Source organism: Blastococcus sp. PRF04-17 (assembly GCF_023016265.1).
Taxonomy (GTDB): Bacteria; Actinomycetota; Actinomycetes; order Mycobacteriales; family Geodermatophilaceae; genus Blastococcus_B.
The window spans coordinates 3,227,504-3,252,217 of record NZ_CP095412.1 but is presented as its reverse complement, the minus strand read 5'-3'; the positions used below and the strand labels follow the sequence as shown (position 1 = coordinate 3,252,217).

The window sequence follows — 24,714 nt, the reverse complement described above, 5'->3', positions numbered from 1 at the left end:
GATGCGGTCATCCACAGACCGCCGCTCTCGGAGTGCCAGGGGCGCGGAATCCGCGCCCTCACACTCCACTCATCCGTGAGAGCGCCACCAGGTGAGCAGTTCGGCCTCGGCCTCGTCTCGCTCCAGCGGGCCGCGCTCGAGGCGCAGCTCCTTGAGGTACTTCCACGCCCTGCCGACGTCCGGGCCCGGCTGCAGACCCAGCAACTGCATGATCGCGTTGCCGTCGAGGTCGGGACGCACCCGCGCGAGATCCTCGGCTGCGGACAGCTCCTCGATCCGCTGCTCGAGGGAGTCGTAGGTCGCCGCCAACGCGGCTGCTCGGCGCTTGTTGCGGGTCGTCGAGTCCGACCGCACCAGCTTGTGCAGGCGCGGCAGGAGGTCACCGGCGTCGGTGACGTAGCGACGCACTGCCGAGTCGGTCCACTCGCCCGACCCGTAGCCGTGGAAGCGCAGGTGGAGGAACGTCAGCCGGGACACCGCCTCGACGACGTCCTTGGGGTAGCGCAGCGCCGTCAGCCGCTTGCGGACGAGCTTCGCGCCGACCACCTCGTGGTGGTGGAACGAGACCCTGCCGCGCGGCTCGTGCCGCCGCGTCGCCGGCTTGCCCACGTCGTGCAGCAGCGCCGCCAAGCGCAGGACGAGGTCCGGCGACTCGTGCGCGTCGTCGGCCTTCTCCAGGGCGATCGCCTGGTCCAGCACGGTGAGGGAGTGCGTGTACACGTCCTTGTGCTGGTGGTGCTCGTCGATCTCCATCCGCAGGGCCGACAGCTCCGGCAGCACGACGTCGGCCAGGCCCGTGGACACGAACAGCTCGAGTGCCGCGCGCGGCGAGTCCTGCAGCAGGGTCTTGGACAACTCCACCTGCACCCGCTCGGGGGTGATCCGGGCGAGCTGGCCGGCCAGCGACGTCATCGCCTCGACGACCTCCTCGTCCGGCGTGAGCCCCAGCTGCGCGACGAATCGCACCGCGCGCAGCATCCGCAGGGGGTCGTCGGCGAACGAGTCCACCGCCGCGCCGGGAGTGCGCAGCCGGCGGCGCATGAGGTCGCCGAGGCCGCCGAACGGATCGGTCACCGTCCGGTCGGGGCCCAGGGAGACGGCCATCGCGTTGACGGTGAAGTCCCGGCGCACGAGGTCGTCGACCAGGGAGTCGCCCCACGCCACCTCGGGATTCCGGGACTCCCGGTCGTACCGGTCGGCGCGGAAGGTGGTGATCTCCAGGCGGGTCCCGCGCACCTCGGCGCCGACGGTCCCGAACGCGATGCCGGTGTTCCACGTGGAACCGGCCAGGCCGCGCAGCAGCTCGAGCACCTGCTCCGGCCGGGCGTCCGTCGTCAGGTCGAGGTCGCCCGGGACGCGCGGCCCGTCGGCTGCCGCCGCCAGCAGGGCGTCGCGGACCGAGCCACCCACGAGATGCACCTCGAACCCGGCCGCCGAGAACCGTTCGCCCACCTCAGCGAGCACCGGGGAGAGGTCGATCAGCTCCCGCACGGTCGCCTGGACCGCCGGCGGAACCGGCTCCGGCGAGGGGCGACTCGGGGGCGGGGAGGACACGACCAGCCAGAGTAGTGCCGCAGCGCGCGCTACCCTCCTGGCATGGCTGGGACGGGCGCACGCGGACGCCCCGGCCGCCGGTTGCGTCGGGTCGACGAGACCTCCGCCGGGGGCCTGGTGGTGGCGGAGGACGCAGTGACCGGGCCCCGTGCCGCCCTCATCGGCCGCACCGACCGCCGGGGCCGCCTCCTCTGGTCGCTGCCCAAGGGGCACATCGAGGAGGGCGAGACGCCCGAGGACACCGCTGTCCGCGAGGTCGCCGAGGAGACCGGGATCATCGGCGAGGTGGTCGCGCCGCTGGGCATCATCGACTTCTGGTTCGTGGCGGACGGCCGCCGCGTGCACAAGACCGTGCACCACTTCCTGCTCCGCGCGATCGGCGGGGCCCTGTCCGACGCCGACGTCGAGGTGACCGAGGTCGCCTGGGTCCCCCTCGACGAGCTCAGCGCCCGGCTCGCCTACGCCGACGAACGGGCACTGGTCGAGCGCGCGCCCGCATTGCTGGCCGACAGCGCGTGAGCCGGACGGCGCTGCTGCGCGCCGCCGTCGCCCCGAAGTTCGCCAAGGCGTTCGGCGTCATGGCGTTCGGCGTCATGGCGTTCGGCGTCATGGCGCTCGGCGTCACGGGGCTCGGCGTCCTGGCACCCCCCGCCCTCGCAGCGCCCCCGCTGGCACCCGCCCACGCGCACGCCGCCCCGCCGCCGGCCGAGCGCCTGCCCGGGCTGGACCCCGCCCCGGCCGACGACGACACGGCCGATCCCGATCGGCCGGTGCGGATCCAAGTGGGTCGGTTCGAGCCGCGCACGCTCACGCCGGGTGCGACGGTCACCGTCACCGGCACCCTGATCAACACCGGCACGACCGCCATCACCGATCTCAGCGTCCGGCTCCAGCGGGGCGAGGTGGTCACCACCCGCGCCGAACTGGCCGCGCTGTCCCGCGACCCCGACCCCGCGACGGCGGTGCGACCGGCCTTCCAGCCGATCGACGGCGAGTTGCCCGCGGGTGGCGAATTGGACTTCACCTACACGGTCGAGTCCGCTGCGCTGGCCCTGAGCCAGGACGGCGTCTACCCGGTCCTGCTCAACGTCAACGGCGCCGTGGACGGGCAGGAGCAGCGGCGCGTCGGCGAGCTCTCCTCCTACGTCATCGAGCAGCCGCTGATCCCGGCGCGCGTCTCGGTCGCGTGGCTGTGGCCGCTGGTCGAGCGCACGCACCGCACTCCCTCGGGGCGGTTCGCCGACGACGACCTCACCACCGCCATCAGTGCCGACGGCCGGCTGGACCGGGCTCTCGCCGTCCTCGAGCGCCTGCCGGCCACCGAGGCACCGGGCGGGGGCCCCGCCGTGCCCGCCCTGCGCGTGACGCTGGCGATCGACCCCGCGCTGCTGGAGGAACTGGAGATCATGGCGGCCGGCCCCTATGAGGTCGGGGAGGGCGGCACGGGCGAGGGCACCGAGGAGGCAGCGGACTTCCTCGACCGGCTGAGCGCGGTCGCCGCGCTGCACCCGGTGCTCGCCCTGCCGTACGGCGATGTCGACGCCGACGCCCTCCAGGCAGCCGGGCCTGACCGCTGCGCTGACCCGCGCGCTCCCGGGCACACCGTCGGGCACCGCGCAGGACCCACCCGGCGACCCGGACGGCGCGGCGGAGACCTCACCTCCGGCCGGGAGCAACCAGACCTCGTCGCCCGGGAGCGGGCAGGGACCGGCCGCGGGGACCGGCGCCGGGGCCGAGATCATCTCCCGGGTGCTGGACGTCGAGCCGCGGACGGACCTGGCGTGGGCGGCCGGCGGGACGCTGCGCCCTGACACGATCGACACCCTGCTCTCCGGCGGCGTGCGCGGCCTCGTCCTGGGCGCCGAGGGCCTCACGGCGGGGGAGCGGGCGGTGGGCATCGACGGGACCACCGCCGCCGCCCGCACGGCGGTGAACACGCCCACCGGGTCCCTCGGCGCGCTGATCGCCGACCCCACCCTCGGCGGCATCGTCGGCGCCGCAGAGCGCACGCCGGGCGGTGCCCGGATGGCCGAGCAGCGCTACCTGGCCGAGCTCGCCGTGATCGGCATGCAGGCTCCGGAGGGTGCGGCGCAGACAGTCCTCGTCGCTCCGCCGCGCACGCTGGAGGCCGGGCCGGACGGCGCCGGCGCCATGCTGGCCGACACCGCCGCCCTGCCCTGGCTGGGCGCGACCACGCTCGAGGAGCTGGCCGCCGGTCCGGCGGTGCCCGCGGGGCAGCTGGTGGACCCGGTCGACGGAACCCACCTGGACCCGGCCGGGCTGGCGGCCGTCACGAGCAGCGTCGTCGCACGGGACGACCTCGCCGGCGCCGTGGTCGAGGATCCCGACACCGCGCTGCGCACGCTCGACGCGGCCATCGCGCGCACGACCTCGGTCGCGTGGCGGACCGACCCCGAGGGCTTCCGGGCCGCGGCCGGCGCGCTGGTGGAGACCATCGACCGGATGCGCGGCCGGGTCACCCTGCTCGCACCGGCGAACGGCACGTACAGCCTGGCCTCCAGCGACTCGCCCCTGGTGCTGACGGTGCACAACGACCTGCCGGTCGCCGTCGACGTGCGGCTGGCGGTCGAGACCCGCGGCACCGCCGGCCTGTCGATCGGGGACATCGGCGTCCAGCGGCTCGCACCCGACGAGCGGACGACCCTGCAGGTGCCCACCGAGGTGCGCAGGTCCGGCGGTTTCGCGGTCACCGCGCAGCTGACCACCCCGGACGGCACCCCGCTGGGCGACCAGATCTCGCTGCAGGTGAAGAGCACCGCCTACGGCTCGATCTCCCTGTTCATCACGATCGGCGCCGCCGCGCTCCTGGGCCTGCTCTTCCTCCGCCGCCTCGTCAATTTCGTGCTGCGACGGCGGCGCGCCGGGCGGGCCGCCGGCGAGGCGGTGCCGGAGGCGCCCGAGGGGGCCGGCGTGCAGCCGCCCAACCGGAGCCCGGTGTGACCGCCGGACCCGGCGGCGACCCCCCGCGCCCGTCCGCCGGCCGCCCCCTGCCGCCGTCGCCGTACCGGGCGACCCCGCCGCCGTCGGCACCGTTCGCGGGACCGGCGCACGAGGCACCGCCGGCCGCGCAGCGCCGCTGCCACCCGTGCCCCCGCCGGCCCCCGCACCGGAGTCCCCGCCACCGCCTCAGCAACCCGCCGCGCGGAACCGCTGGGTGCCCGCCGCCGACGACACCCAGGTCATGACGTCGCTGCCGCCGGTCCCGCAGGGTCCCGTCGGCGAGACCGAGGAGGACGTCGAGGGACGGGAGGGGGCCCCCGGCGCGAGCGGCGGCATCCTGCGTGCGGCCGGGACCATGGCCGTGGCGACGCTGGTCTCCCGCGTCACCGGGCTGCTCCGCACGATGGTGCTGGCCGCCGCACTGGGCGTCGGCCTGGTCAACGACGCGTACAACACCGTCAACACCCTGCCCAACATCGTGTACGAGCTCCTGCTCGGCGGGGTGCTCACCTCCGTCGTCGTCCCACTGCTGGTGCACGCGCAGGAACGGGACCGGGACGACGGCGTCTCGTACGCCCAGCGGCTGGCGACCGTCGCGATGGCCGCCCTGGGCCTGATGACCGTGCTGGCCGTCCTCGCCGCCCCGCTGCTCACCAGCCTCTACGGCCTGGACGAGGACCCGGACCAGTACCGGCTGGCGAACTGGCTGGCCCGCATCCTGCTGCTGGAGATCGTGTTCTACGGGCTCGGTGCGCTGGCCCAGGCGGTCCTCAACTCCCGCGGCGTCTTCGGTCCGCCCGCGTGGGCGCCGGTGCTCAACAACGTCGTCGTCATCGCCACCGGTCTGGTGTTCCTGGCCGCGGCGGGACCCGGCGACCTCGAGCCGGCCACGATCAGCCCGGGCCTCGTCTGGCTGCTCGCGATCGGCACCACGCTGGGCATCGCCGTCCAGGCGCTGGTCCTGCTGCCGCTGCTCCGCCGCGCCGGTGTTCCCCTGCGCCCGCGCTGGGGCCTGCGCCAGACCGGCCTGCGGGAGGCCGGCAAGCTGGGCCTCTGGGTCATCGGCTACGTCGCCGTGAGCCAGATCGGGGTCGTGGTCGCGATCCGCATCGCCAACGAGGCCGGCCGGCAGGGCGGACTGGGATCCAGCGCCTTCGCCTACGCGAGCCTGCTGTTCCAGATGCCCTACGGGATCATCGGCGTCGCGCTGCTGACGGCGCTGGTCCCGCGGATGAGCCGGGCGGCGGCCCGGCGCGACGTCGGGGGCGTCGTCGAGGACCTCTCCCTGGGCACCCGCCTGTCGGCCCTGGGGCTCCTGCCGGTGACCGCGGTGCTCGCCGTCCTCGGTCCCGCGATCGGCGTGCTGCTCTTCGCCCGGGGCAACACCTCGGCCGCCGAGGCCGCGGGGATCGGCGCGGCGCTGGCCATCGGGGCGTTCGGGCTGCTGCCCATGGCGGTGACGCTCCTGCAGCTGCGCGTCTTCTACGCGATGAAGGACGCCCGCACCCCGACCCTCATCCAGGTCGGCATGGTCGCCGTCCGGGTGCCCCTGCTCCTGCTCGTGCCCATGGTCGTCGAGCCCGAGCACGTCGTGGCCGGCCTGATGCTGGCGACGAGCGTCACGTACGTGGCCGGCTGGGTGATCGGGGACGTCGCTCTGCGGCGCCGGCTGGGCACGCTGCGCACCCGCGAGACCTTCGTGCCCGTCCTGAAGATCGCGCTCGTCTCCGTGGTGGCCGGGTCGGTGGGCTGGCTGGCGCTCCGCGTGACCAACGACCTGCTCGACGCGTCCACGGCAGGGTCGCTCGTCCGGGTGCTGGTCGGTACCGTTGTCATCGGCGGCGCGGCTCTCACCGGTCTCGTGGTCGCCCGTGTTCCGGAGGTCAGGGAGCCGCTCGCGGCGGTCCGGGCCCGGGTGGGGCGCGGATGACCGATCCTTCGCGGGGGACGCCACGGACGCCTGCGCAGTCGCATGGGCGGTCGCACCAGGACAGGGGGTCGACAGTGTCGATGACATCGACAGTGACCGGCCTCCCCGACCGCTACCGCCCCCTCGACCAGGTCGGCCCCGACGAACCGACACCGACCGGCGTCATCCGCTGCTGGCGGGCCAAGGACCGCGTCCTCAACCGGGACGTCGCCATCCGCGTGCACACACCGGCCGGCCCCGCCGCGCACGCCTGGATCACCCGCGCCCTGACCGCGGGCGGGCTCGCCACGCCCGCGCTGGCCATGGTCTACGACGCCTCCGAGGGCTCCGGTGATCCGCAGGCACCCGGCGGCGCCGCGTACGTGGTCAACGAGTGGATCGACGGCGAGACCCTCACCGAACGGCTCGCCCGCGGTCCGCTGCCCGAACGCGACGTCCGCACGGTGCTGCGCCGCCTCGCCGAAGGCGTCGCCGAGGCGCACCGGGTCGGCCTCGCGGTGGGTGGTCTCACCACCGACAACGTCGTGCTGCGTCCCAACGGGCTGGTCGGCCTGCGCGCGGTGCCCGCGGCGACCGGGTCGGTCGACGGCGACGTCACGGCCCTGGGCACGTTGCTCGAGGCCTGCCTCACCGGCCTGGACCCCGCCGGTCCCGACCCGCGTCCCCTGACCGGTCCTCCGGACCTGGTGGCCCTGGCCCGCCGCGCACGGTCCACCGAGCCCGGCCAGGCGCTGTCCAGCGTGGCCGCCATGGCCGCGCTCCTCGCCGAACGCCCCCGCACGGTGACCTCGCCCGGCACGCACCGGACCGCCGACCTGGACTCCGACAGCGGCTGGCTGCGCCGGCTGCGCGAACGCCGCACCGACGGGAACGAGGGTGAGCCGGCCGGCCCGGCGACGCCCGACGGCGCGCCGGTCCGCCTCGACCCCCAGACGCTGCCGCCCGTGCCGCCCGTCCGCCCGCTCACCCAGGGGCCACCGCTCCCACCGGCCGCTCTCGGCGGCGACACGATCGCCGCGGGCACGGTGCCCCCGGCCGCCGGTGCCTACGCCGCCGGCGCCGGACCGCGCGCCACCGACCCCGCCCCCACACGGGACGTCTGGGCCGACCAGTACGACGAGGGCAGCTTCGGCGTCCTGCACGACGGCTACGCCGACCAGCCCACCGGCGAGACCGACATCGAGGAGGACGAGGAGGACGGCGCCCGGCGGCACCGCTTCGTGGTGATCGGGCTGCCGCTCATCGCCCTGGCCGTGGTCGTCGCCCTGGCCGTCTGGCTCGGCAAGTCCGTCCTGTCCGTCGCCGGCAACGTCGACGAGGTGCAGGGGTCCACGCCGACCGGGGGCACGTCGGCCGGTGCCCCCGCGGAGCAACCCGACGCCGCGCCGCCCGCGGCCGGCGCACCGATCGTCGTCGCGGGCGCCGACGTGTTCGACCCGGGTGGCGACGGGGAACCGGAGAACGACTCGCGCGTCCCGCAGGCGCTGGACGGCGACCCCTCGACGGCCTGGTCGACGCTGACATACCGGGGCTCGCCGGCGTTCGGCAACCTCAAGGACGGCGTCGGCCTCCTCCTCGACCTCGGCGGCACGCAGCAGGTGTCCGCGGTCGCCCTCACCAGCACCACGCCGGGGGCGACCGTCGAGATCCGCGTCGCCGAGCAGCCCGGCGCGGAGCTCGACAGCTTCACCCCGGTCGCCGACGGGACGATCGAGGAGCCGGGGCAGCAGTTCGCCTTCGCCGAGGCCGCCTCCGCCCGGTACGTGCTCGTCTGGATCACCGGTCTGGTGCCGGCCCAGGACGGCTTCGCCGCCGATCTGGCCGAGGTCGAGGTGCTGGCCGCCGGCTGACAGAGGACCCCCGGAAGGACCCGGCTGCCCCCCACCGCTCGCAGGCTCGCGCCAGGCCCCTGCAGCCGGGCCTCTGGCTCGCACGCTCGCGACGAGCCTCTGGACGGGGCCGAAGGAATGCCGCCCGTACGATCCTGGTTGTGCCGCCCGTGACGACCTCCCACCCGACCCCGGGACCCGCCGTGACGACGACCGCTGTCGAGCCCGCGATCCCACCGGCCGAGCACGACGGCGTCCGTGACCTCATCATCATCGGCTCCGGACCGGCCGGGTACACCGCCGCGGTCTACGCGGCCCGGGCGAACCTGCACCCGCTTGTGTTCGAGGGTTCGCAGTTCGGTGGCGCGCTGATGACCACCACCGAGGTCGAGAACTTCCCCGGCTTTCCGGAGGGGATCCAAGGCCCGCAGCTCATGGACGACATGCGCACCCAGGCCGAGCGCTTCGGAGCGGAGCTGATCCCGCGGGACGTCACCGAGGTCGACCTGACCGCCGAGCCGAAGCTCGTCAAGGTCGGCGACGAGGTGCACCGCGCGCACGCGGTCATCGTGGCCACCGGCTCCAAGTACCGGTACCTCGGCCTGGACAACGAGGCCCGGCTGCTCGGCCGCGGCGTGTCGGCGTGTGCCACCTGCGACGGGTTCTTCTTCCGCGACCAGGACATCGTCGTCGTCGGCGGTGGTGACTCCGCGATGGAGGAGGCCACCTTCCTCACCCGGTTCGCCAAGAGCGTCACCGTCGTCCACCGGCGCAACGAGCTGCGGGCGTCGAAGATCATGCAGAAGCGCGCCCAGGACAACGAAAAGATCCGCTGGGCGCTCGGCAAGCAGGTCACCGACGTGCTCGGCGAGACCACCGTCGAGGCCGTGCAGCTCACCGACGTCGAGACCGGGGCCACCGACACCATGCCGGTGACCGGCCTGTTCGTGGCGATCGGGCACGACCCGCGCAGCGAGCTGTTCGCCGGGCAGCTCAAGCTGGACGACGAGGGCTACATCCAGGTCGAGCACCCCAGCACGCGCACGAACATCGACGGGGTCTTCGCCTGCGGCGACGTCGTGGACCACATCTACCGGCAGGCCATCACCTCGGCCGGCACCGGCGCAGCCGCGGCCATCGACGCCGAGCGCTGGCTCGCCGAGACCTTCGACGAGCGCTAGGCCGATCGGCCCCAGGACCAGGCATAGATCCGCCCACCGGCGGGTTCCACCCATGACAGCCGAACGAGAGGGAGAACGACCATGGCAGGCAACACCGTCACGGTGACCGACACCAGCTTCGCCAACGACGTGCTGGGCAGCGACAAGCCCGTGCTGGTCGACTTCTGGGCGGAGTGGTGCGGCCCCTGCAAGATGGTCGCCCCGGTCCTCGAGGAGATCGCCGCCGAGCACGGCGACAAGCTCACGATCGCCAAGCTCAACATCGACGAGAACCCGCAGATCGCGCGCGACTACCAGGTCATGTCCATCCCGACGATGACCGTGTTCCAGGGTGGCAAGCCGGTGAAGAGCATCATCGGCGCCAAGCCGAAGGGCGCCATCCTGAACGACCTCGCCGACTACATCTGAGTCGCGGAACCGCTTCCGGGCCCGCTGCAGCACCGGCCCTCCTGCAGGGTCCCACCGCTCGCATCCTCGCGGTGGGGGGCAGGGGGGTCCTTGCTGGGCGGGCCCGCCGCACGTCCGGGCCCCCGCCCGAGCCGGTTCGGACGGCGGGGACGAGAATCAGCAGGCGATGATGACACCGGCGAAGCCCTCGAGTTCCTCAGCGGAGCTGTGATGGGTAGCGACAGCGGAATGCAGATCCTCAGACTCGGGGACCGTGGGCCGGCGGTGGCCGACGTGCGCGCCGCGCTGCGCAGCCTCGGTCTGCTCGGCGACGCCGCATCCGGGTCGCCGGGAGCCGGGACCGGACCGCTCGACACGGTTCCGCTGCGCACCGCTCCCGTCGAAGCAGGCCCCCTGGACACCCACCCGATCAACCGCTCGGCCCTGGACACGGCTCCGCTCGACACCGCCGAGTTTGACGCCGCGACCGAGCTCGCGGTGCGGCACTTCCAGCAGATCCGCGGCCTGTCGGTCGACGGCCGGGTCGGTGAGGAGACCTACCGCGCGCTGAACGAGGCCCGGTGGTCGCTGGGCGACCGGCTGCTGCGCTACGACCCCGAGCGGCCGATCCGCGGGGACGACGTCATCGGCCTCCAGGACCGGCTGCACGAACTCGGCTACGACGCGGGGCCCGTGGACGGCGTGTTCGGCCCCGAGACCGAGATCGGGCTCCGCACGTTCCAGCGGGACTACGGGCTGACCTCCGACGGCACCTGCGGGCGGCGACCCTGCGGGCGCTGCGCCAGCTCGGCCGCAAGGTCACCGGCGGCCGTCCCCAGCTGCTGCGGCAGAGCGCGTCCTTCGTCGACAGCGGGCCGCACCTCATCGGCCGGCGGATCGTCGTGGATCCCGGCCACGGCGGCGACGACCTGGGGTACGCCGTGGGCGAGACCACCGAGTCGGATCTGGTGTTCGACCTCGCGTCGCGCATCGAGGGGCGCCTGGCCGCTGCCGGCGCGACGGTCTACCTGACCCGTGGCCGTGACCAGAACCCCACACCGGCCGAGCGCACCGCCTTCGCCAACGACGCCCGCGCAGACCTGTTCATCTCGCTGCACATGGACGCCCACTCCTCGCAGCACGCCCGGGGTGTGGCCAGCTACTACTACGGCACCGGGTCCGGCGCGTCGTCCACCGTGGGTGAGCAGTTCGCCAACCTCGCCCGACGCGAGGTGCTGGCCCGCACCGGCATGCTCGACCTCGGCTCGCACGCGAAGACGTGGGACCTGCTGCGCATGACCCGCATGCCGGCGGTGCGCCTGGACTGCGGCTACCTCTCGCACTCCGTCGACCGGTTGCTGCTGCTGGACGCCCGGGTGCGCAGTGCCGTCGCCTCCGCCGTGCTCGCCGCCGTCCAGCGGCTCTACCTGCCCGCCGACGCCGACCCGCCGACCGGCACGTTCGTGCTGAGCCCCCCGGCGTAGCGAACCGGACCGGTTCGTCTCCCGTGTCCCGGGCGGGCGCGCGGGACGACGTCCCTACACTGGGCAAGGTGGCCACCACCCCGTCCGGCATCCCTGCCGGTTCCGGTCAGCCGGGGACGCACCTGACGCACGGTGCGCACCCCCACGTCGTACCGCGGCACCCGCGGCTGGACCCGCTGGCGGACCGGTACGCGGCACGCACCCACGGCATGAAGACCTCGGAGATCCGGGCACTCTTCTCGGTGGTGAGCCGCCCGGAGGTGGTCTCCTTGGCCGGCGGCATGCCCGCCGTCACCGCACTCCCCCTGGACGCCGTCGGCTCGATGATCGGCGAGCTCGTCTCGGGCATGGGTGCCCAGACGCTGCAGTACGGCTCCGGGCAGGGCGATCCACGGCTGCGGGAGCGCATCTGCGACGTGATGGCCCTGGAGGGGATCACCGACGCCTCACCCAGCGAGGTCGTCGTGACCGTGGGCTCGCAGCAAGGGCTGGACCTCGTCACGCGGGTGTTCTGCGATCCGGGGGACGTCATCCTCGCCGAGGGCCCGTCCTACGTGGGCGCGCTGGGCGTCTTCCAGGCGGCGCAGGCGCGGGTCACGCACGTCGCCATGGACGACCACGGGCTGATCCCCGAGGCGCTGGAGGAGGCACTGGCCGACTGCCGGGCCAACGGCGATCGGGTGAAGTTCCTGTACACCGTGCCCAACTTCCACAACCCGGCCGGCGTGACGCTGTCCGAGCCGCGGCGCGAGGCGATCGTCGCGATCGCCGAGCAGCACGACCTGCTGATCATCGAGGACAACCCCTACGGCCTGCTGGGCTTCGACCACGAGCCCATGCGTGCGCTGCGCGCACGCAACAACCAGCGGGTCATCTACCTCGGCTCGTTCTCCAAGACGTTCTCCCCCGGCCTGCGCGTCGGCTGGGTGCTCGCGCCGCTCGCCGTCCGGGAGAAGCTGGTGCTCGCCACCGAGGCGCAGGTGCTCTGCCCGCCGTCGCTCACCCAGTACGCGGTCGCCCGGTACCTCGACACGCAGCCGTGGCGCGAGCAGATCAAGCTGTTCGCCGAGCTCTACCGCGAGCGGCGGGACGCCACCCTGGAGTCCCTCGCCGCCCTCATGCCGCCCGGCACGGTCTGGACACAGCCGGACGGCGGCTTCTACGTCTGGCTGAAGCTGCCGCACGGGCTGGACGCCAAGCTCATGCAGCCGCGCGCGGTCAACGCGCACGTGGCGTACGTGCCCGGCATCGGGTTCTTCGCCGACGGCAACGGCCGGGAGTACATGCGCCTGTCCTACTGCTACCCGGAGCCCGACCAGATCCGGGAGGGCGTCCGCCGGCTGGCCCGGGTCATCGAGGCCGAGCTGGATCTGCACTCGACCTTCGACCGTGTCGACACCGGGAAGTTCCGCGCCCTCACTCCCGGCCACGATGCCGAGACCATCGTCGGTCCGGCCAACAGCGACACCTACGAGGACGGCCGATGAGCGAGACCGCCCCCGCACCGGCACCGGCGCCCGGCGCCGAGCCGCACCCGCTGCGGGCCGTGGTGCTCGCCGGCGGGCTCACCTTCGAGCGCGAGGTCAGCCTGTCGTCGGGCACCCAGGTCTGGGAGGAGCTCGCCCGGGCCGGCCTGGACGCGGAGCTGCGGGACGCCGACGCCGACCTGCTGCCCGGACTCGCCGCCTCGCCGGCCGACGCGGTGTTCATCGCGCTGCACGGTGCGACGGGGGAGGACGGCGCGCTGCGGGCCGTGCTCGACCTGGCCGGCGTCCCTTACGTCGGGTCGCCCGCTGCGGCCTGCCGGCTGGCCTGGGACAAGCCGGCCGCCAAGTCGGTCGTCCGCACCGCCGGCCTGACGACGCCGGACTGGGTGGCCCTGCCGCACAGCACCTTCCGCGAGCTCGGGGCCGGCGCCGTCCTCGACCTGATGGTCGCTCGCCTGGGCCTGCCGCTGATGGTGAAGCCGGCGTCCGGCGGCTCGGCCCTCGGCGTGCAGAAGGTCGGCCGCGTCGAGGACCTGCCGGCCGCGATGGTCAGCTGCTTCGCCTACGGCGACACGGTGCTCGTCGAGCGCTTCGTCGAGGGCGTCGAGGTGGCGCTCTCCGTCATCGACCTCGGGAGCGGCCCCGAGGCGCTGCCCGCGGTGGAGATCGCGCCCGAGTCCGGCGTCTTCGACTACACCTCGCGCTACACCCCTGGCCTCACCGAGTACCACACCCCGGCCCGGCTGCCCGAGGACGTCGCGGCGCGCGCTGCCGCGCTCGCCGTCGAGGTGCACCAGGTGCTGGGTCTGCGCGACCTGTCGCGGACCGACGCCATCGTCAGCCCGGACGGCGAGGTGCACTTCCTCGAGGTGAACGTCTCGCCGGGGTTGACCGAGACGTCGATGTTCCCGATGGCGGTCGAGGCCGCAGGTTACGAACTCGGTGAGGTGCTGGCCCGGCTGCTGGCCCGCCGCGCCGGTACGGGGAGCTAGCGCGGACTTTCCGCGTGTGACGAAACCCCCGGGGTGGCGGGAGCTAGGCCTCCGGGCGACGTCCGGTGATCTCCGGCGCCATGACGCCGATGATCCGCTGCAGGTCGTCGACCGAACCGAACTCGACGACGATCTTGCCCTTCGAGCGCCCGATCTGGATCTTCACCTTCGTCTCGAACATGTCCGACAGCCGCGAGCCCAGCTCCTCCACACCGGGTGCGCTGATGTTGCGGGCGCGGCGCTTGGCGGTCGGCTGCTGTGCCGCGGCCAGGGCGACGGCCTCCTCGGTGGCCCGCACCGACATGCCCTCGGCGACGATGCGGGTGGCGAGCGCGTCCTGAGCCTCGGCGTCGGACAGACCCAGCAGCGCGCGGGCGTGCCCGGCCGAGATGACTCCGGCGGCGACCCGCGTCTGCACCTTCACGGGGAGCTTCATCAGCCGGATGGTGTTGGTGACCTGCGAGCGGCTCCGGCCGATCCGGCTGGCCAGCTCCTCGTGCGTGGCACCGAACTCCTCGAGCAGCTGCTGGTAGGCGGCGGCCTCCTCGAGCGGGTTCAGCTGGACGCGGTGGATGTTCTCCAGCAGGGCGTCGCGGAGCATCGCGTCGTCGGTGGTGTCGCGGACGATGGCGGCACCGTGTCCAGGCCTGCCGAGCGGGCCGCCCGCAGCCGTCGCTCACCCATGATCAGCTCGTAGCGGCCGTCACCGTTCTCGCGCACGACGATCGGCTGGAGCAGCCCGAACTCGCGCACCGAGTGCGTCAGCTCCTCCAGGGCCTCGTCGTCGAAGACCTGCCGCGGCTGCTTGGGGTTGGGCACGACCTGGTCGACGGCGACCTCGCGCAGCTGCGCGCCGGGGACGCCCACCGCGTCGGGCGGGCCGGCGTCGGGCGACTGCGTGTGGGCGGGCAGCCCGAAGGCCGGGGTGGGTGGTGGCGGCACGAGGGCGACGGCGGGGGCGGCCGGAGAGTCGCCGTCCGTCGTGGCCGCCTCGGCGGGCGCCGACGCGGCGGGTGCGGGCACCTGCTCGGGGCTGGTGGGGATGAGGGCCGCCAGGCCACGACCCAGGCCGCCGCGCTTCGTCATCGCCGCTCTCCGCTTCCGCTGCTCGGGATGGTGCTGACTGAGGGAGGTGCTGCCGTCACGCCGGCCATCCCCGCACGCTCGACCGGCGGCAGGGCCACGCCGCGCTCGGCGAGCTGGCGCGCCGCTTCCACGTAACTGGTGGAGCCCCGCGAACCCGGGTCGTAGGTCAGCACCGACTGTCCGTAGCCGGGCGCCTCGGAGACCCGCACGTTGCGGGGGATGACCGTCGGCAGCACGAGATCGCCGAAGTGGTTCCTGACCTCGTCGGCCACCTGGTCGGCGAGCTTCGTCCGTCCGTCGTACATGGTCAGCAGGATGGTCCGCACCGAGATGCCGGGGTTCAGGTGCGCCCGCACCAGGTCGATGTTCGACAGGAGCTGGCCGAGCCCCTCCAGCGCGTAGTACTCGCACTGGATGGGGATGAGCACCTCGTCGCCGGCCACCAGCGCATTGAGGGTCAGGAGGCCGAGGGACGGCGGGCAGTCGATCAGCACGTAGTGCGGCCGCTGCTCCTCCGGGAGACCCTGTACGTAGCCTTCGATCGCGCGGCGCAACCGGTGCTCCCGCGCCACGACCGAGACCAGTTCGATCTCGGCGCCCGCAAGGTCGATCGTCGCGGGCACGCACACCAGCTTCGGGCTCGCGGTGGTCGGGTGGACGACATCGGCGAGCGAGCTGTCCCCGACGAGGGCGTCGTAGACCGACGGCGTGCCCACGGTGTGCTCGACGCCCAGGGCCGTGCTGGCGTTGCCCTGCGGATCGAGGTCGATCACCAGGGTGCGCAGGCCGTAGAGCGCCAGGGCCACCCCGAGGTTCACCGTGGACGTCGTCTTACCGACGCCGCCCTTCTGGTTGGCGATGGTGATGACCCGGATCCGGCTCGGCGCGGGGAAGGGCTCCTGGTCGGCGGCGTGCAGTACGCGCGTGGCCCGCAGGGCCTCCATGGCGATCGGGCTGTCGAAGTCCGAGGCACCGCCGGACGACTGGCCGGCAGCCAGACTGCTGCGCAGCCGCTCAGACGGGTCGGTCATCCCAGGTCCTTCCTGCACGGCATCTCACTGGCGGGCCGTTTCACGTGGAACGGCTCCGGGAACCCGCTCCTGTTCCACGTGGAACAGCCGTCGTACGCGGTGCGAGGGGCGCCGTCACCGGGCCGCGCCGTCATCGAGCCCCGCGCGTCATGACCACCACGGTAGTGGCAGCCTCCCCCAACTCCGCGCCGACGGCCCGCGGATGCACGTCCCGCATGCCCGCGGCCTGCAGCTCGGGGACCAGTGAGGGGAGCTCCTGGAGTGCCCGCGAGCCCACCAGCGCGACCAGCTGGGTGCCCGGGCGCATCAGCGCGCGGCACCAGCCGACCAGGCGGGGGAGCGGGGCGACGGCGCGGGCGGTGACGACGTCGACCGCGCCCACCGCCTGCGCGACCGCCTTGTCCTCCGCCCGGCCGCGCACGACCCGCCACTGCAGGCCCGCCGGTTCCGCGACGCCGGTGACCACCTCCTCGAGGAACTCGACCCGCCGCGCCATGGGCTCCACGAGCGTGAGCACGACGTCCGGGCGGGCCAGCCCCAGCGGGATCCCCGGCAGGCCGGCACCGCTGCCCACGTCGACCACGCGGGCCCCCGCAGGAACGGCCTCGGCCACGGCCGCGCTGTTGAGCAGGTGACGCTCCCAGAGCCGCGGCACCTCGCGGGGACCGATCAGGCCCCGCGTCACCCCGTCGGTGGCCAGCCGGGCGACGTACTTCTCGGCCAACGGGAGGGAGGCTCCGAAGACCTGCTCGGCCAGGGCAGGCGCGGCCCGGGACCCCGTCGACGTCCCCGCTGCGGCTCACTTGTCGGGCAGGACCACGACGCGCCGGTTCGGCTCCTCACCCTCCGACTCACTGCGCACACCGGCGACGCCGGCGATGACGTCATGGACGACCTTGCGCTCGAACGGGTTCATCGGGGAAAGGCGTTCGGGCTGCCGGCTCTGGGCCACCCGCTTGGCCGTCTCCGACCCGAGGGCGGTCAGGTCGGCCCGCCGCTTGGCGCGGAAGCCGCCGATGTCGAGCATCAACCGGCTGCGGACACCCGTGGACTGCGCCACGGCGAGGCGGGTCAGCTCCTGCAGCGCCTCGAGCGTCGCACCGTCGGGCCCGATCAGGTCGCCGAGCCGGCCGCCGACGATCGCGACCGAGGCGCGGTCCCCTTCGACGTCGAGGTCGATGTCGCCGTCCTTGTCCAGGATGTCGAGGAGCCGCTCGAGGTAGTCGCCGGCGACGTCCCCCTCCCGGACCAGTAGGTCGTCCCCGGAGGAACCCTCCTCGTCGTCCTCGTCCTGGGCCTCGTCCTCGTCCTCGTCGGCCTCATCGGTCCCGTCCGTCACGGGGTCGACGGGCTCGACGACCGGGTCGTCGCTCGCCTCGTCGGCGTCGGGCAGGTCGACGGGGTCGTCGAGGTCGGTGGTTGCTGGCTGCTGCGGGGCACTCACGGGGTTCCTCCCAGTTCGGTGCGGGCGGCCGGGCGTACCCGGTGGTCGATGGCGTCCGTGCGGACGGGTGCGGCGCTCAGCGGCGCTTGCGCTTGCCCCTGTTCGGCGGCGACCCGGAGCGGCCCTGGCTGCCGGCCGGCTTGGCCGGTGGCTTGCCGTTCGACGATCCGGAGGCGGTCGCGGCGCCGGGTGCACCAGCGCCGTCGCCCGGTGCCGTCGTCGGGGCGGCGGGAGGGGCGGCGGGCGGGGTTGCGGGGCGGCCCTGCTTCGGGCGGACCGGCTTGGCGCCGGGCTTGGGCGCGAGGGTCTTCGGGTCGACGGCGGGCTTGTCGGCCGCAGCCTTGGCCTTGGCGGCGTCCGACCCGGGCGGCGGCATCTTGCGCAGGATGAAGAACTGCTGGCCGAGGGTCCACAGGTTGTTGGTCATCCAGTAGAGGAGGACTCCGATCGGGAAGAAGAAGCCCGAGACGAACAGGCTCAACGGCATGCCGTAGAGCAGCAGTTTCTGCACCGTCGCCGCCTGACCCTCGACCGGCCCCGACCGCTTCATGATCTGCTTCTGCGTGATGTAGGTCGTGAAGCACATGACGACGATCAGTGCGAACGCGACGACCCGGATGTTGGTGTAACTGGCGATCTCGAGGATCGCCCGCTCCTTGTCGCCCGACATGGAGAAGGACGACGAGATGGGCGCGCCGAACAGCTTGGCCCGCGCGGCCGCGTCGGTGAGCTCGTCGGTCCAGCTGTACAGACCGGCCTTGTCCGGCGCCAACCGCCGGAGCACGTGGAAGAGGGATAGGAAGACCGGGATCTGCGGCAGGATCGGCAGGCAGCCGGCCAGCGGGTTGACCCCGCGCTCCTTCTGCAGGGCCATGATCGCCTGCCCGGCACCCTGCCGGTCGTTGCCGTACTGCTTGCGGATCTTCGCGATCTCGGGCTGCAGCTCCTGCATGGCCCGCTGCGACTTGATCTGCTTGACGAACAACGGGAACAGCAGCACGCGGATCGTGACGACGAGGAAGACGATCGCCAGCACCCACGACAGACCCGAGAGGCCGGACTCGGCGGGCGGGTCACCGAAGATCATGTTCCAGAGCGAGTGCCACCGCGCCATCACCCAGGAGATGGCGGTGTAGAGCCAGTCAAGCAACGGAGGACTCCTCGTTCGCCCGGCCGAGGTCCGGGGTGGCTCGTTGGGTACGCGCGCGGTCGGCCGGTGCGAGCGCCGCCGAAGTGCTCGACGCACCGCGCACGTCACCAGTTCCTGCACAGGTGTCGGGGACCAGGTCGACGCCGCCCGGGTGCCACGGCGCGCACTTGAGCAGACGGCGCAGCGCCAGCCACGACCCCCGGGCGGCCCCGTGCCGCTCGAGCGCCTCGGCCGCGTACGCGCTGCACGTCGGATGGAAGCGGCAGCGGGCCGGCAGGGCGGGACTGATCGCCCGGGAGTAGAACCGGACGACGGCGAGGAGCGCTCGGCGGATCATGCGGAGGGGACCCGGCCGAGTAGCCGGTCCAGGCCGGCACCCAGATCGCGACGGAGGACGTCGGAGGAAGCCCCGGCCGCCTCCGGTCGTGCCCGCACGACGAGGTCGGCGCTCGTGGGCAGCCGGTGCAGCTCCTCGCGGACGACGGCGCGCAGGCGCCGGGTCACACGGTGCCGGACCACCGAGTTGCCGACCGCGCGGCCGACCACGAAACCGGCCCGCGCACCGGCCGGTGCCCCCGTGGACGCGCGGGCACCGCCCGAGTGCTCGGGCCGTTCGGACAGGAGGTGGAGCACCATGGTCGGCCGCCCGGCGCGACGGCCGGACCGGACGACCGCGGAGAACTCCGGACGCCGGCGCAGGCGCGCCTGCGCGGGCAACACGTCAGGCGGAGAGCTTCTCGCGACCCTTGCGCCGACGGCCGGCGAGGATCGCCCGGCCCGCGCGGGTGCGCATACGCAGCCGGAAGCCGTGGGTCTTGGACCGACGGCGGTTGTTCGGCTGGAACGTGCGCTTGCTCACGAGGTACTCCCACTACACGACATCGACGGTGCGCACCCGCCGGTGAGCGGACGCGCGCGGGAGCCAGGACGGCGACGAGCCGTGCCCCGGGCCCCCGGAAGCTGGTCACTGCGGCCGGAACCGTCCACAGACTCCCGCCAGCATAACCGAGGAACGGGCATGCCCGGCGCCCGGGCGGATCCCGACCGCCCATGATCTCCCTCCGGTCGCCGGAACGGACGGCGGCACGCCGGGACGACGCGCCCGCGCCGGCCGTGCGAGCGTTGCCGGGCTGTGGACGGGGCTGTTAGCGTCGCCGTCGCTCCGCGTCGGGCGTCAGGGTCACGACGTGTGGGCCGATCCCGTCGGTCAGCCGACCGCCGATTCGCTCGTTCCGCCGCCCGACATGGTTCCTGACCTGCAGCGATGCAGATCCGGATCCGCGCCGGTGCGGATCCCGGCAGGACTTCCCGCCGGCCGTGCACAGCCTGTGGACACCGGTGTGGAACCGGTGCGTCCACGCATCCACAGCGGGTGTTCGATGGGGGTACGGACCGGACCGGGTCCGGCTCGGTGGAGCGGACGCGGTGGAGCGATCGCCGGGATCGACAGCATGGGGAGGAAGTAACGGCATGGCCGATGCCACGCTGGACCTGGCGACCGTCTGGGACCAGATCCGCGAGCGGCTGGCGACCAGCCTGTCCCCGCAGCAGAACGCGATGCTGAACCTGACCCGCCCCCTGGGTCTGGTCGAGGACACCGCCGTGCTGGCGGCGCCCAACGAGTTCACGCAGACGGTTCTCGAGTCACGGATGCGGCGCGTGCTCGCCGAGGCCCTGTCCGAGCAGTTCGGACGGGACATCCGTGTCGCCGTCCAGCTGGAGGACGCGCCGGCGACCACGGAGCAGCCGCAGGAGGAGCCGATCCGCCGTCCGTGGGCCGCGGCCGAGGCCGCCCGCGACGCGCAGCGCGAGGAGGAGGACCGCGCCAGCCGCGACCGCGCCGACGACGGACGCAGCGCCTTCGGTGTCCGCACCGACGCCGTCCACACCCCGCCGCCCTGGGACCGTGACGCCGCCGAGGACCGCACCGACCCCGACGTCCGCGAACTCCGTCCGGTCGACCAGCCCTCGCACCGCGCCGTGGACCGCGGCGCACCGGAGGACTGGAGCACCCCGACCTGGGGGACGCCTGGCGGCGCGGCCGCCGAGCCCCGCCCGGGCGGCCGGGACTGGGGCGGCGGCGAGGAACGGTCGGCCGACGTGCTGCCCTTCGACCTGGGCGACACGGGTCCCGACCGGAACGGCGACACCGGCCAGCGGCCCCGCTCCGGCGTCGCCGACCGGCGGGCCGCCGGGCTGGACCCGGGACTCAATGCCAAGTACGTCTTCGACAGCTTCGTCATCGGCAACAGCAACCGGTTCGCGCACGCAGCGGCCGTGGCGGTGGCCGAGGCGCCGCCCGGGCATACAACCCGCTGTTCATCTACGGCGAGTCAGGACTGGGCAAGACCCACCTGCTGCACGCGATCGGTCACTACGCGGCGCGCATGTTCCCGAACGTCAAGGTGCGCTACGTCAGCACCGAGGAGTTCACCAACGAGTTCATCAACCTGGTGCACTCGGGTCGCGCCGAGGACTTCCGCCGGCGCTACCGAGACATCGACTTCCTGCTGATCGACGACATTCAGTTCCTGGAGCGCGCCGAGCGGACGCAGGAGGAGTTCTTCCACACGTTCAACACGCTGCACAACGCCAGCAAGCAGATCGTGATCACCTCCGACCGCGCGCCGAAGAAGCTCACGACGCTGGAGGACCGGCTGCGGACCCGCTTCGAGTGGGGGCTCATCACCGACGTCCAGGCGCCCGACCTCGAGACGCGCATCGCGATCCTGCGCAAGAAGGCGTGGGGCGAGCGGCTGCAGGTGCCCGACCCGGTGCTGGAGTTCATCGCCAGCAAGGTGCAGACCAACATCCGCGAGCTCGAGGGCGCGCTGATCCGGGTCACCGCCTTCGCCAGCCTGAACAAGCAGCAGGTCGACCTGCCGCTGGCCGAGCTCGTGCTCAAGGACCTCATCAGCGACGAGCAGGGACCGCAGATCACCGCGGCGATCATCATGGCGGCCACCGCGGAGTACTTCTCCGTGACGATGGAGGAGCTGCAGGGCTCCAACCGCAGCCGCACGCTCGTGAACGCCCGGCAGATCGCGATGTACCTCTGCCGTGAGCTCACCGAGCTGTCGCTGCCCCGCATCGGTGCCTCGTTCGGCGGCAAGGACCACACCACCGTCATGCACGCCGTCAAGAAGATCACCAACCTGATGAGCGAGCGGCGCGCCACCTACACCCAGGTCACCGAGCTCACCGCCCGCATCAAGAGCCGCGCCAGGCAGTAACCCCTCCCGCATCGGCTCCGCCCGGGCGCGTTATCCACAACCGTGTGGAGATGTCGACGCCGAGAACGGCGGTCACCCGCGCGGTTGCAGGGCGTATTCGGTCGGTGACCGTGGTCGACTCGTCGACGAGTTGTCCCCAGGAATGTGCACAGGTTGGGGAGATCTCGTGTGCAGCAGGTCACGGGAGGTCACGGGGGAGGGCCGACGGGCGTCGTGCGCTAGTCGCTGGCCGATCGCCTGTCAAGCGGCTGACCTGCGGGGATACCGTCCGGACGAGTTTCGGACGCCGGACCGCCGAATGCTGTCGCGGACCGTACTGCGCAGGTCCTGGGGATCGAGCCGGGAGACACAGGGGACAGGGAGTGGACGACGGGGGAGCCCGGTGCACAACCGTCGAGATGTCCACGTGTCGACAACAGCGGGACGGCGACCACCCACAATCGGCCAACAGGGCCGGTCGTGGGCTGACCAGCACGAATGCCCGCCGTCCCCAGGTTCCACACCAGTGATGACGAGGATGAGGGAGTTATCTCGAAGATTTCTCGAACCACACCCTGGGTGGGGAAGCCCCGTTGCGGGAGCCCCGACCAGGCGCACGGCGCTGGGACGGAGCGGTATCCCTGAGCACTCGTGAGGGGACAGGGTTTCCCCCAGGGGGACCGCAGCAGGCACGATGAGCACCGCACCGGCGACGGGCGGTACCCCACCGCGTCGGGGCGCCGCGACCGCTGACGAGATCGGATGGGCCGAGAGATGAAGTTCCGGGTGGCACGTGAGGTGCTCGCCGACGCCGTTGCCTGGACGGCGCGCAGCCTGCCGCCGCGGCCGTCGGTGCCGGTGCTCGCGGGGATCCTGCTCGAGGTCGACGGCAACCAGCTCTCGGTGTCGGGCTTCGACTACGAGGTCTCGGCCCGGGCGGAGGTCGACGTGCAGGCCAGCGAGGCCGGCCGGGCCCTGGTTCCGGGGCGACTGCTCGCCGAGATCACCCGGGCGCTGCCGCCGCACGCCGTGGACATCACCGCCGAGGGGCCGCGGCTGGCCATCGCCTGCGGCAACGCCCGGTTCAGCCTGCCGACGCTGCCGGTCGAGGACTACCCCTCGCTCCCGTCGATGCCCTCGTCGGCCGGCCTGGTCGACAGCGACGTCTTCGCCGAGGCGGTCAGCCAGGTCGCGGTGGCGGCGGGCCGGGACGACACCCTCCCGATGCTCACCGGCGTCCGGCTGGAGATCGAGGACGACCTGATCACCCTCGCCGCGACCGACCGCTACCGGCTGGCGGTGCGCGAGTTCGCCTGGCGGCCCGAGACCCCCGGCGTCTCCGCCGCCGTCCTGGTGCCGGCCCGCACCCTGGCCGACGCGGCCAAGACCCTGACCAGCGGCCCGGAGATCGTGCTGTCCCTGTCGTCGGGCCACTCGGGCGAGGGCATCCTGGGCCTGTCGGGGAAGGATCGCCAGACCACCACCCGGCTGCTCGACGCCGAGTTCGTGAAGTACCGCGCGATCATGCCGACCGAGTCGAACGCCAACGCGGTGCTCCCGGTCCACCTCTTCACCGACGCCGCCAAGCGCGTGGCGCTCGTCGCCGAACGCGGCACCCCGCTGCGGTGCGAGTTCACCCCGGGCCAGGTCACCCTCCGCGCCGGCGGCACGGACGAGGAGGGGCAGGCCGAGGAGCGCTGCGACGTCGAGTTCGAGGGCGAGCCGCTGACCATCGGCTTCAACCCGACGTTCCTGCTCGACGGCCTCGCCGCGGTGCACACCGAGCGCGCCCGCATGGACTTCGTCAGCCCGCTGAAGCCGGCCGTGCTCTCCGGGGTGGAGGAGCCGTCGGCCGACGACGGCTCCCCGGCCGGTCCGGCACAGCGTCCGGGCAGCTACCGCTACCTGATCATGCCGGTGCGCCTCCCGGGCTGAGTCGGAGGACCCTCCAGGCCCCCACCGCTCGCCCGCTCGCGGCGGCCCGCTGCAGGAGGGCCACCGGCCGGGCACGATGACAGGGAAGACGCCGCGACGAGAAGAGGGAGCAGACGTGCAGCTGGGGCTGATCGGGCTGGGCAAGATGGGCGGCAACATGGCCGAGCGGCTGCGCCGCGCCGGGCACGAGGTGGTCGGCTACGACCACTCGCCGGGCAAGCGGGACGTCGACAGCCTGCCGGCCCTGGTCGAGGCCCTGCCCGAGCCGCGGGTCATCTGGGTGATGGTTCCCGCCGGCGATCCCACGCGCGCCACGGTCGAGGAGCTCGCCGGACTGCTGTCCCCGGGCGACGTCGTCATCGAGGGCGGCAACTCCAAGTACACCGACGACCAGATCCACGACGTGATGCTCCGCGAGAAGGGCATCGGCTACATCGACGCCGGCGTCTCCGGCGGCGTCTGGGGTCTGGAGAACGGCTACGCGCTGATGGTGGGCGGCACCAAGGAGGACGTCGCCAAGGCGCAGCCGATCTTCGACGCCCTCAAGCCGCCGGCACCGCACGACGAGTCGGGCCAGGAACTGCCCGGCGCCGGCTTCGTGCACGCCGGACCGGTGGGCGCCGGCCACTTCAGCAAGATGGTCCACAACGGCATCGAGTACGCGATGATGCAGGCCTACGGCGAGGGCTACGAGCTGCTGGCCGCCGTCGACCTCATCGAGGACGTCCCGGGCGTCATCGCCTCGTGGACGCAGGGCACGGTCATCCGGTCCTGGCTGCTGGACCTGCTCGTGCGCGCGCTGGACGAGGACCCGGCGCTCGAGCGGGTCCGGGGCTACGCCGAGGACTCCGGCGAGGGCCGCTGGACCGTCGAGCAGGCGATCGAGAACGCCGTCCCCATGCCGACGATCGCCGCCTCGCTCTTCGCCCGGTTCGTGTCGCGTCAGGAGGACTCGCCGACCATGAAGGCGGTCGCGGCCCTGCGCAACCAGTTCGGCGGGCACGCGGTGCGCGCGGTGCAGGCCCAGGAGGCCGAGCGCCCCGCATGAACC

Annotated in this window: 21 protein-coding genes and 3 pseudogenes; 14 read left to right on the top strand and 10 right to left on the bottom strand. The window is 73.2% G+C overall.

Features of this window, described 5'->3' with window-relative positions; genetic code table 11:
• Window positions 1-69: 69 nt before the first annotated feature.
• Window positions 70-1,554, bottom strand: coding sequence for a CCA tRNA nucleotidyltransferase (locus MVA48_RS16465; RefSeq protein ID WP_246981779.1), 1,485 nt, complete (start codon window positions 1,552-1,554; stop codon window positions 70-72).
• Window positions 1,555-1,596: 42 nt separating this feature from the next.
• Here MVA48_RS16465 and MVA48_RS16460 point away from each other — a divergent pair, with 42 nt between their 5' ends.
• From MVA48_RS16460 to MVA48_RS16410, 11 genes and pseudogenes are all read left to right on the top strand, one after another.
• Window positions 1,597-2,073: an NUDIX hydrolase gene (locus tag MVA48_RS16460; RefSeq protein ID WP_246981778.1), complete on the top strand. Its 477-nt coding sequence runs from the start codon at window positions 1,597-1,599 to the stop codon at window positions 2,071-2,073.
• 59 nt (window positions 2,074-2,132) lie between these two features.
• Window positions 2,133-3,110, top strand: a pseudogene (locus tag MVA48_RS16455) (DUF6049 family protein); the annotation flags it as partial.
• Window positions 3,088-4,515, top strand: a complete 1,428-nt coding sequence (locus MVA48_RS16450) for a DUF6049 family protein (RefSeq protein ID WP_246981777.1) — start codon at window positions 3,088-3,090, stop codon at window positions 4,513-4,515. The pseudogene MVA48_RS16455 and the gene MVA48_RS16450, both read left to right, overlap by 23 nt.
• Window positions 4,516-4,729: 214 nt before the next feature.
• Entirely contained in the window at window positions 4,730-6,445 is a 1,716-nt protein-coding gene (murJ, locus tag MVA48_RS16445) for a murein biosynthesis integral membrane protein MurJ (protein WP_246981776.1), read from the top strand.
• A gap of 80 nt (window positions 6,446-6,525) precedes the next feature.
• Window positions 6,526-8,295 (top strand): hypothetical protein, encoded by a 1,770-nt coding sequence (locus tag MVA48_RS16440; protein WP_246981775.1) that lies wholly within the window; start codon window positions 6,526-6,528, stop codon window positions 8,293-8,295.
• Window positions 8,296-8,477: 182 nt separating this feature from the next.
• Window positions 8,478-9,455 carry a thioredoxin-disulfide reductase gene (gene trxB, locus MVA48_RS16435; RefSeq protein WP_246981774.1) on the top strand — a complete coding sequence of 326 codons (978 nt, stop codon included), beginning with the start codon at window positions 8,478-8,480 and terminating at the stop codon, window positions 9,453-9,455.
• 81 nt (window positions 9,456-9,536) lie between these two features.
• Window positions 9,537-9,863 carry a thioredoxin gene (gene trxA / locus MVA48_RS16430; RefSeq protein ID WP_246981773.1) on the top strand — a complete coding sequence of 109 codons (327 nt, stop codon included), beginning with the start codon at window positions 9,537-9,539 and terminating at the stop codon, window positions 9,861-9,863.
• Between the two features lie 228 nt (window positions 9,864-10,091).
• Window positions 10,092-10,874, top strand: coding sequence for a peptidoglycan-binding domain-containing protein (locus MVA48_RS16425; RefSeq protein WP_246981771.1), 783 nt, complete (start codon window positions 10,092-10,094; stop codon window positions 10,872-10,874).
• Complete coding sequence (locus MVA48_RS16420) at window positions 10,784-11,326, top strand: N-acetylmuramoyl-L-alanine amidase family protein (protein ID WP_246981769.1); 543 nt, start codon at window positions 10,784-10,786, stop codon at window positions 11,324-11,326. Before MVA48_RS16425 ends, MVA48_RS16420 begins: the two co-directional genes overlap by 91 nt.
• A 68-nt stretch (window positions 11,327-11,394) precedes the next feature.
• Window positions 11,395-12,813, top strand: coding sequence for an aminotransferase-like domain-containing protein (locus tag MVA48_RS16415; RefSeq protein WP_246981767.1), 1,419 nt, complete (start codon window positions 11,395-11,397; stop codon window positions 12,811-12,813).
• Window positions 12,810-13,805: a D-alanine--D-alanine ligase family protein gene (locus tag MVA48_RS16410; protein ID WP_246981765.1), complete on the top strand. Its 996-nt coding sequence runs from the start codon at window positions 12,810-12,812 to the stop codon at window positions 13,803-13,805. The genes MVA48_RS16415 and MVA48_RS16410 overlap by 4 nt, the downstream gene beginning before the upstream one ends.
• 43 nt (window positions 13,806-13,848) lie before the next feature.
• Here the strand turns inward: MVA48_RS16410 and MVA48_RS24505 are convergent, their stop codons facing one another.
• The 9 genes and pseudogenes from MVA48_RS24505 to rpmH all read right to left on the bottom strand — a co-directional run bounded on the left by MVA48_RS24505 (window position 13,849) and on the right by rpmH (window position 19,375).
• On the bottom strand, window positions 13,849-13,986 hold the full coding sequence (locus tag MVA48_RS24505; protein ID WP_441300213.1) for a hypothetical protein: 138 nt from the start codon (window positions 13,984-13,986) through the stop codon (window positions 13,849-13,851).
• Between the two features lie 150 nt (window positions 13,987-14,136).
• Window positions 14,137-14,891 (bottom strand): annotated as a pseudogene (locus MVA48_RS16400) (ParB/RepB/Spo0J family partition protein); the annotation flags it as partial.
• The gene (locus tag MVA48_RS16395) at window positions 14,888-15,922 is read right to left on the bottom strand and encodes a ParA family protein (RefSeq protein WP_246981762.1); all 1,035 of its coding nucleotides are present in this window, start codon (window positions 15,920-15,922) and stop codon (window positions 14,888-14,890) included. The gene MVA48_RS16395 and the pseudogene MVA48_RS16400, both read right to left, overlap by 4 nt.
• A gap of 130 nt (window positions 15,923-16,052) precedes the next feature.
• Window positions 16,053-16,646: a 16S rRNA (guanine(527)-N(7))-methyltransferase RsmG gene (gene rsmG, locus MVA48_RS16390; RefSeq protein WP_246981760.1), complete on the bottom strand. Its 594-nt coding sequence runs from the start codon at window positions 16,644-16,646 to the stop codon at window positions 16,053-16,055.
• Between the two features lie 75 nt (window positions 16,647-16,721).
• A complete protein-coding gene (locus MVA48_RS16385) occupies window positions 16,722-17,366 on the bottom strand; it encodes a Jag family protein (RefSeq protein ID WP_246981759.1) in 645 nt (214 codons plus the stop codon).
• 76 nt (window positions 17,367-17,442) lie between these two features.
• On the bottom strand, window positions 17,443-18,516 hold the full coding sequence (gene yidC / locus MVA48_RS16380; RefSeq protein WP_246981758.1) for a membrane protein insertase YidC: 1,074 nt from the start codon (window positions 18,514-18,516) through the stop codon (window positions 17,443-17,445).
• Window positions 18,509-18,853: a membrane protein insertion efficiency factor YidD gene (gene yidD, locus MVA48_RS16375; protein ID WP_246981757.1), complete on the bottom strand. Its 345-nt coding sequence runs from the start codon at window positions 18,851-18,853 to the stop codon at window positions 18,509-18,511. The genes yidC and yidD overlap by 8 nt, the downstream gene beginning before the upstream one ends.
• Window positions 18,850-19,236: a ribonuclease P protein component gene (gene rnpA, locus MVA48_RS16370; protein ID WP_246981756.1), complete on the bottom strand. Its 387-nt coding sequence runs from the start codon at window positions 19,234-19,236 to the stop codon at window positions 18,850-18,852. Before rnpA ends, yidD begins: the two co-directional genes overlap by 4 nt.
• 1 nt (window position 19,237) lies before the next feature.
• Window positions 19,238-19,375 (bottom strand): 50S ribosomal protein L34, encoded by a 138-nt coding sequence (rpmH, locus tag MVA48_RS16365; RefSeq protein WP_040338882.1) that lies wholly within the window; start codon window positions 19,373-19,375, stop codon window positions 19,238-19,240.
• 611 nt (window positions 19,376-19,986) lie between these two features.
• Between rpmH and dnaA the strand changes: the two are divergent.
• From dnaA to gnd, 3 genes and pseudogenes are all read left to right on the top strand, one after another.
• Window positions 19,987-21,749: pseudogene (gene dnaA, locus MVA48_RS24300) on the top strand (chromosomal replication initiator protein DnaA).
• 741 nt (window positions 21,750-22,490) lie between these two features.
• Complete coding sequence (dnaN, locus tag MVA48_RS16355; protein WP_246981755.1) at window positions 22,491-23,663, top strand: DNA polymerase III subunit beta; 1,173 nt, start codon at window positions 22,491-22,493, stop codon at window positions 23,661-23,663.
• A gap of 76 nt (window positions 23,664-23,739) precedes the next feature.
• Window positions 23,740-24,711 carry a phosphogluconate dehydrogenase (NAD(+)-dependent, decarboxylating) gene (gene gnd, locus MVA48_RS16350; protein ID WP_256461081.1) on the top strand — a complete coding sequence of 324 codons (972 nt, stop codon included), beginning with the start codon at window positions 23,740-23,742 and terminating at the stop codon, window positions 24,709-24,711.
• Window positions 24,712-24,714 lie beyond the last annotated feature (3 nt).

Excerpts from the sequence above, each read along its gene's own strand:
- MVA48_RS16460 (WP_246981778.1), top strand. The coding sequence starts at position 1,597 with ATGGCTGGGACGGGCGCACGCGGACGCCCCGGCCGCCGGTTGCGTCGG.
- MVA48_RS16450 (WP_246981777.1), top strand. The coding sequence starts at position 3,088 with ATGTCGACGCCGACGCCCTCCAGGCAGCCGGGCCTGACCGCTGCGCTG.
- MVA48_RS16440 (WP_246981775.1), top strand. The coding sequence starts at position 6,526 with ATGACATCGACAGTGACCGGCCTCCCCGACCGCTACCGCCCCCTCGAC.
- trxA (WP_246981773.1), top strand. The coding sequence starts at position 9,537 with ATGGCAGGCAACACCGTCACGGTGACCGACACCAGCTTCGCCAACGAC.
- MVA48_RS16425 (WP_246981771.1), top strand. The coding sequence starts at position 10,092 with ATGCAGATCCTCAGACTCGGGGACCGTGGGCCGGCGGTGGCCGACGTG.
- MVA48_RS16410 (WP_246981765.1), top strand. The coding sequence starts at position 12,810 with ATGAGCGAGACCGCCCCCGCACCGGCACCGGCGCCCGGCGCCGAGCCG.
- MVA48_RS24505 (WP_441300213.1), bottom strand. The coding sequence starts at position 13,986 with ATGTTCGAGACGAAGGTGAAGATCCAGATCGGGCGCTCGAAGGGCAAG.
- MVA48_RS16395 (WP_246981762.1), bottom strand. The coding sequence starts at position 15,922 with ATGACCGACCCGTCTGAGCGGCTGCGCAGCAGTCTGGCTGCCGGCCAG.
- yidD (WP_246981757.1), bottom strand. The coding sequence starts at position 18,853 with ATGATCCGCCGAGCGCTCCTCGCCGTCGTCCGGTTCTACTCCCGGGCG.
- dnaN (WP_246981755.1), top strand. The coding sequence starts at position 22,491 with ATGGGCCGAGAGATGAAGTTCCGGGTGGCACGTGAGGTGCTCGCCGAC.
- gnd (WP_256461081.1), top strand. The coding sequence starts at position 23,740 with ATGACAGGGAAGACGCCGCGACGAGAAGAGGGAGCAGACGTGCAGCTG.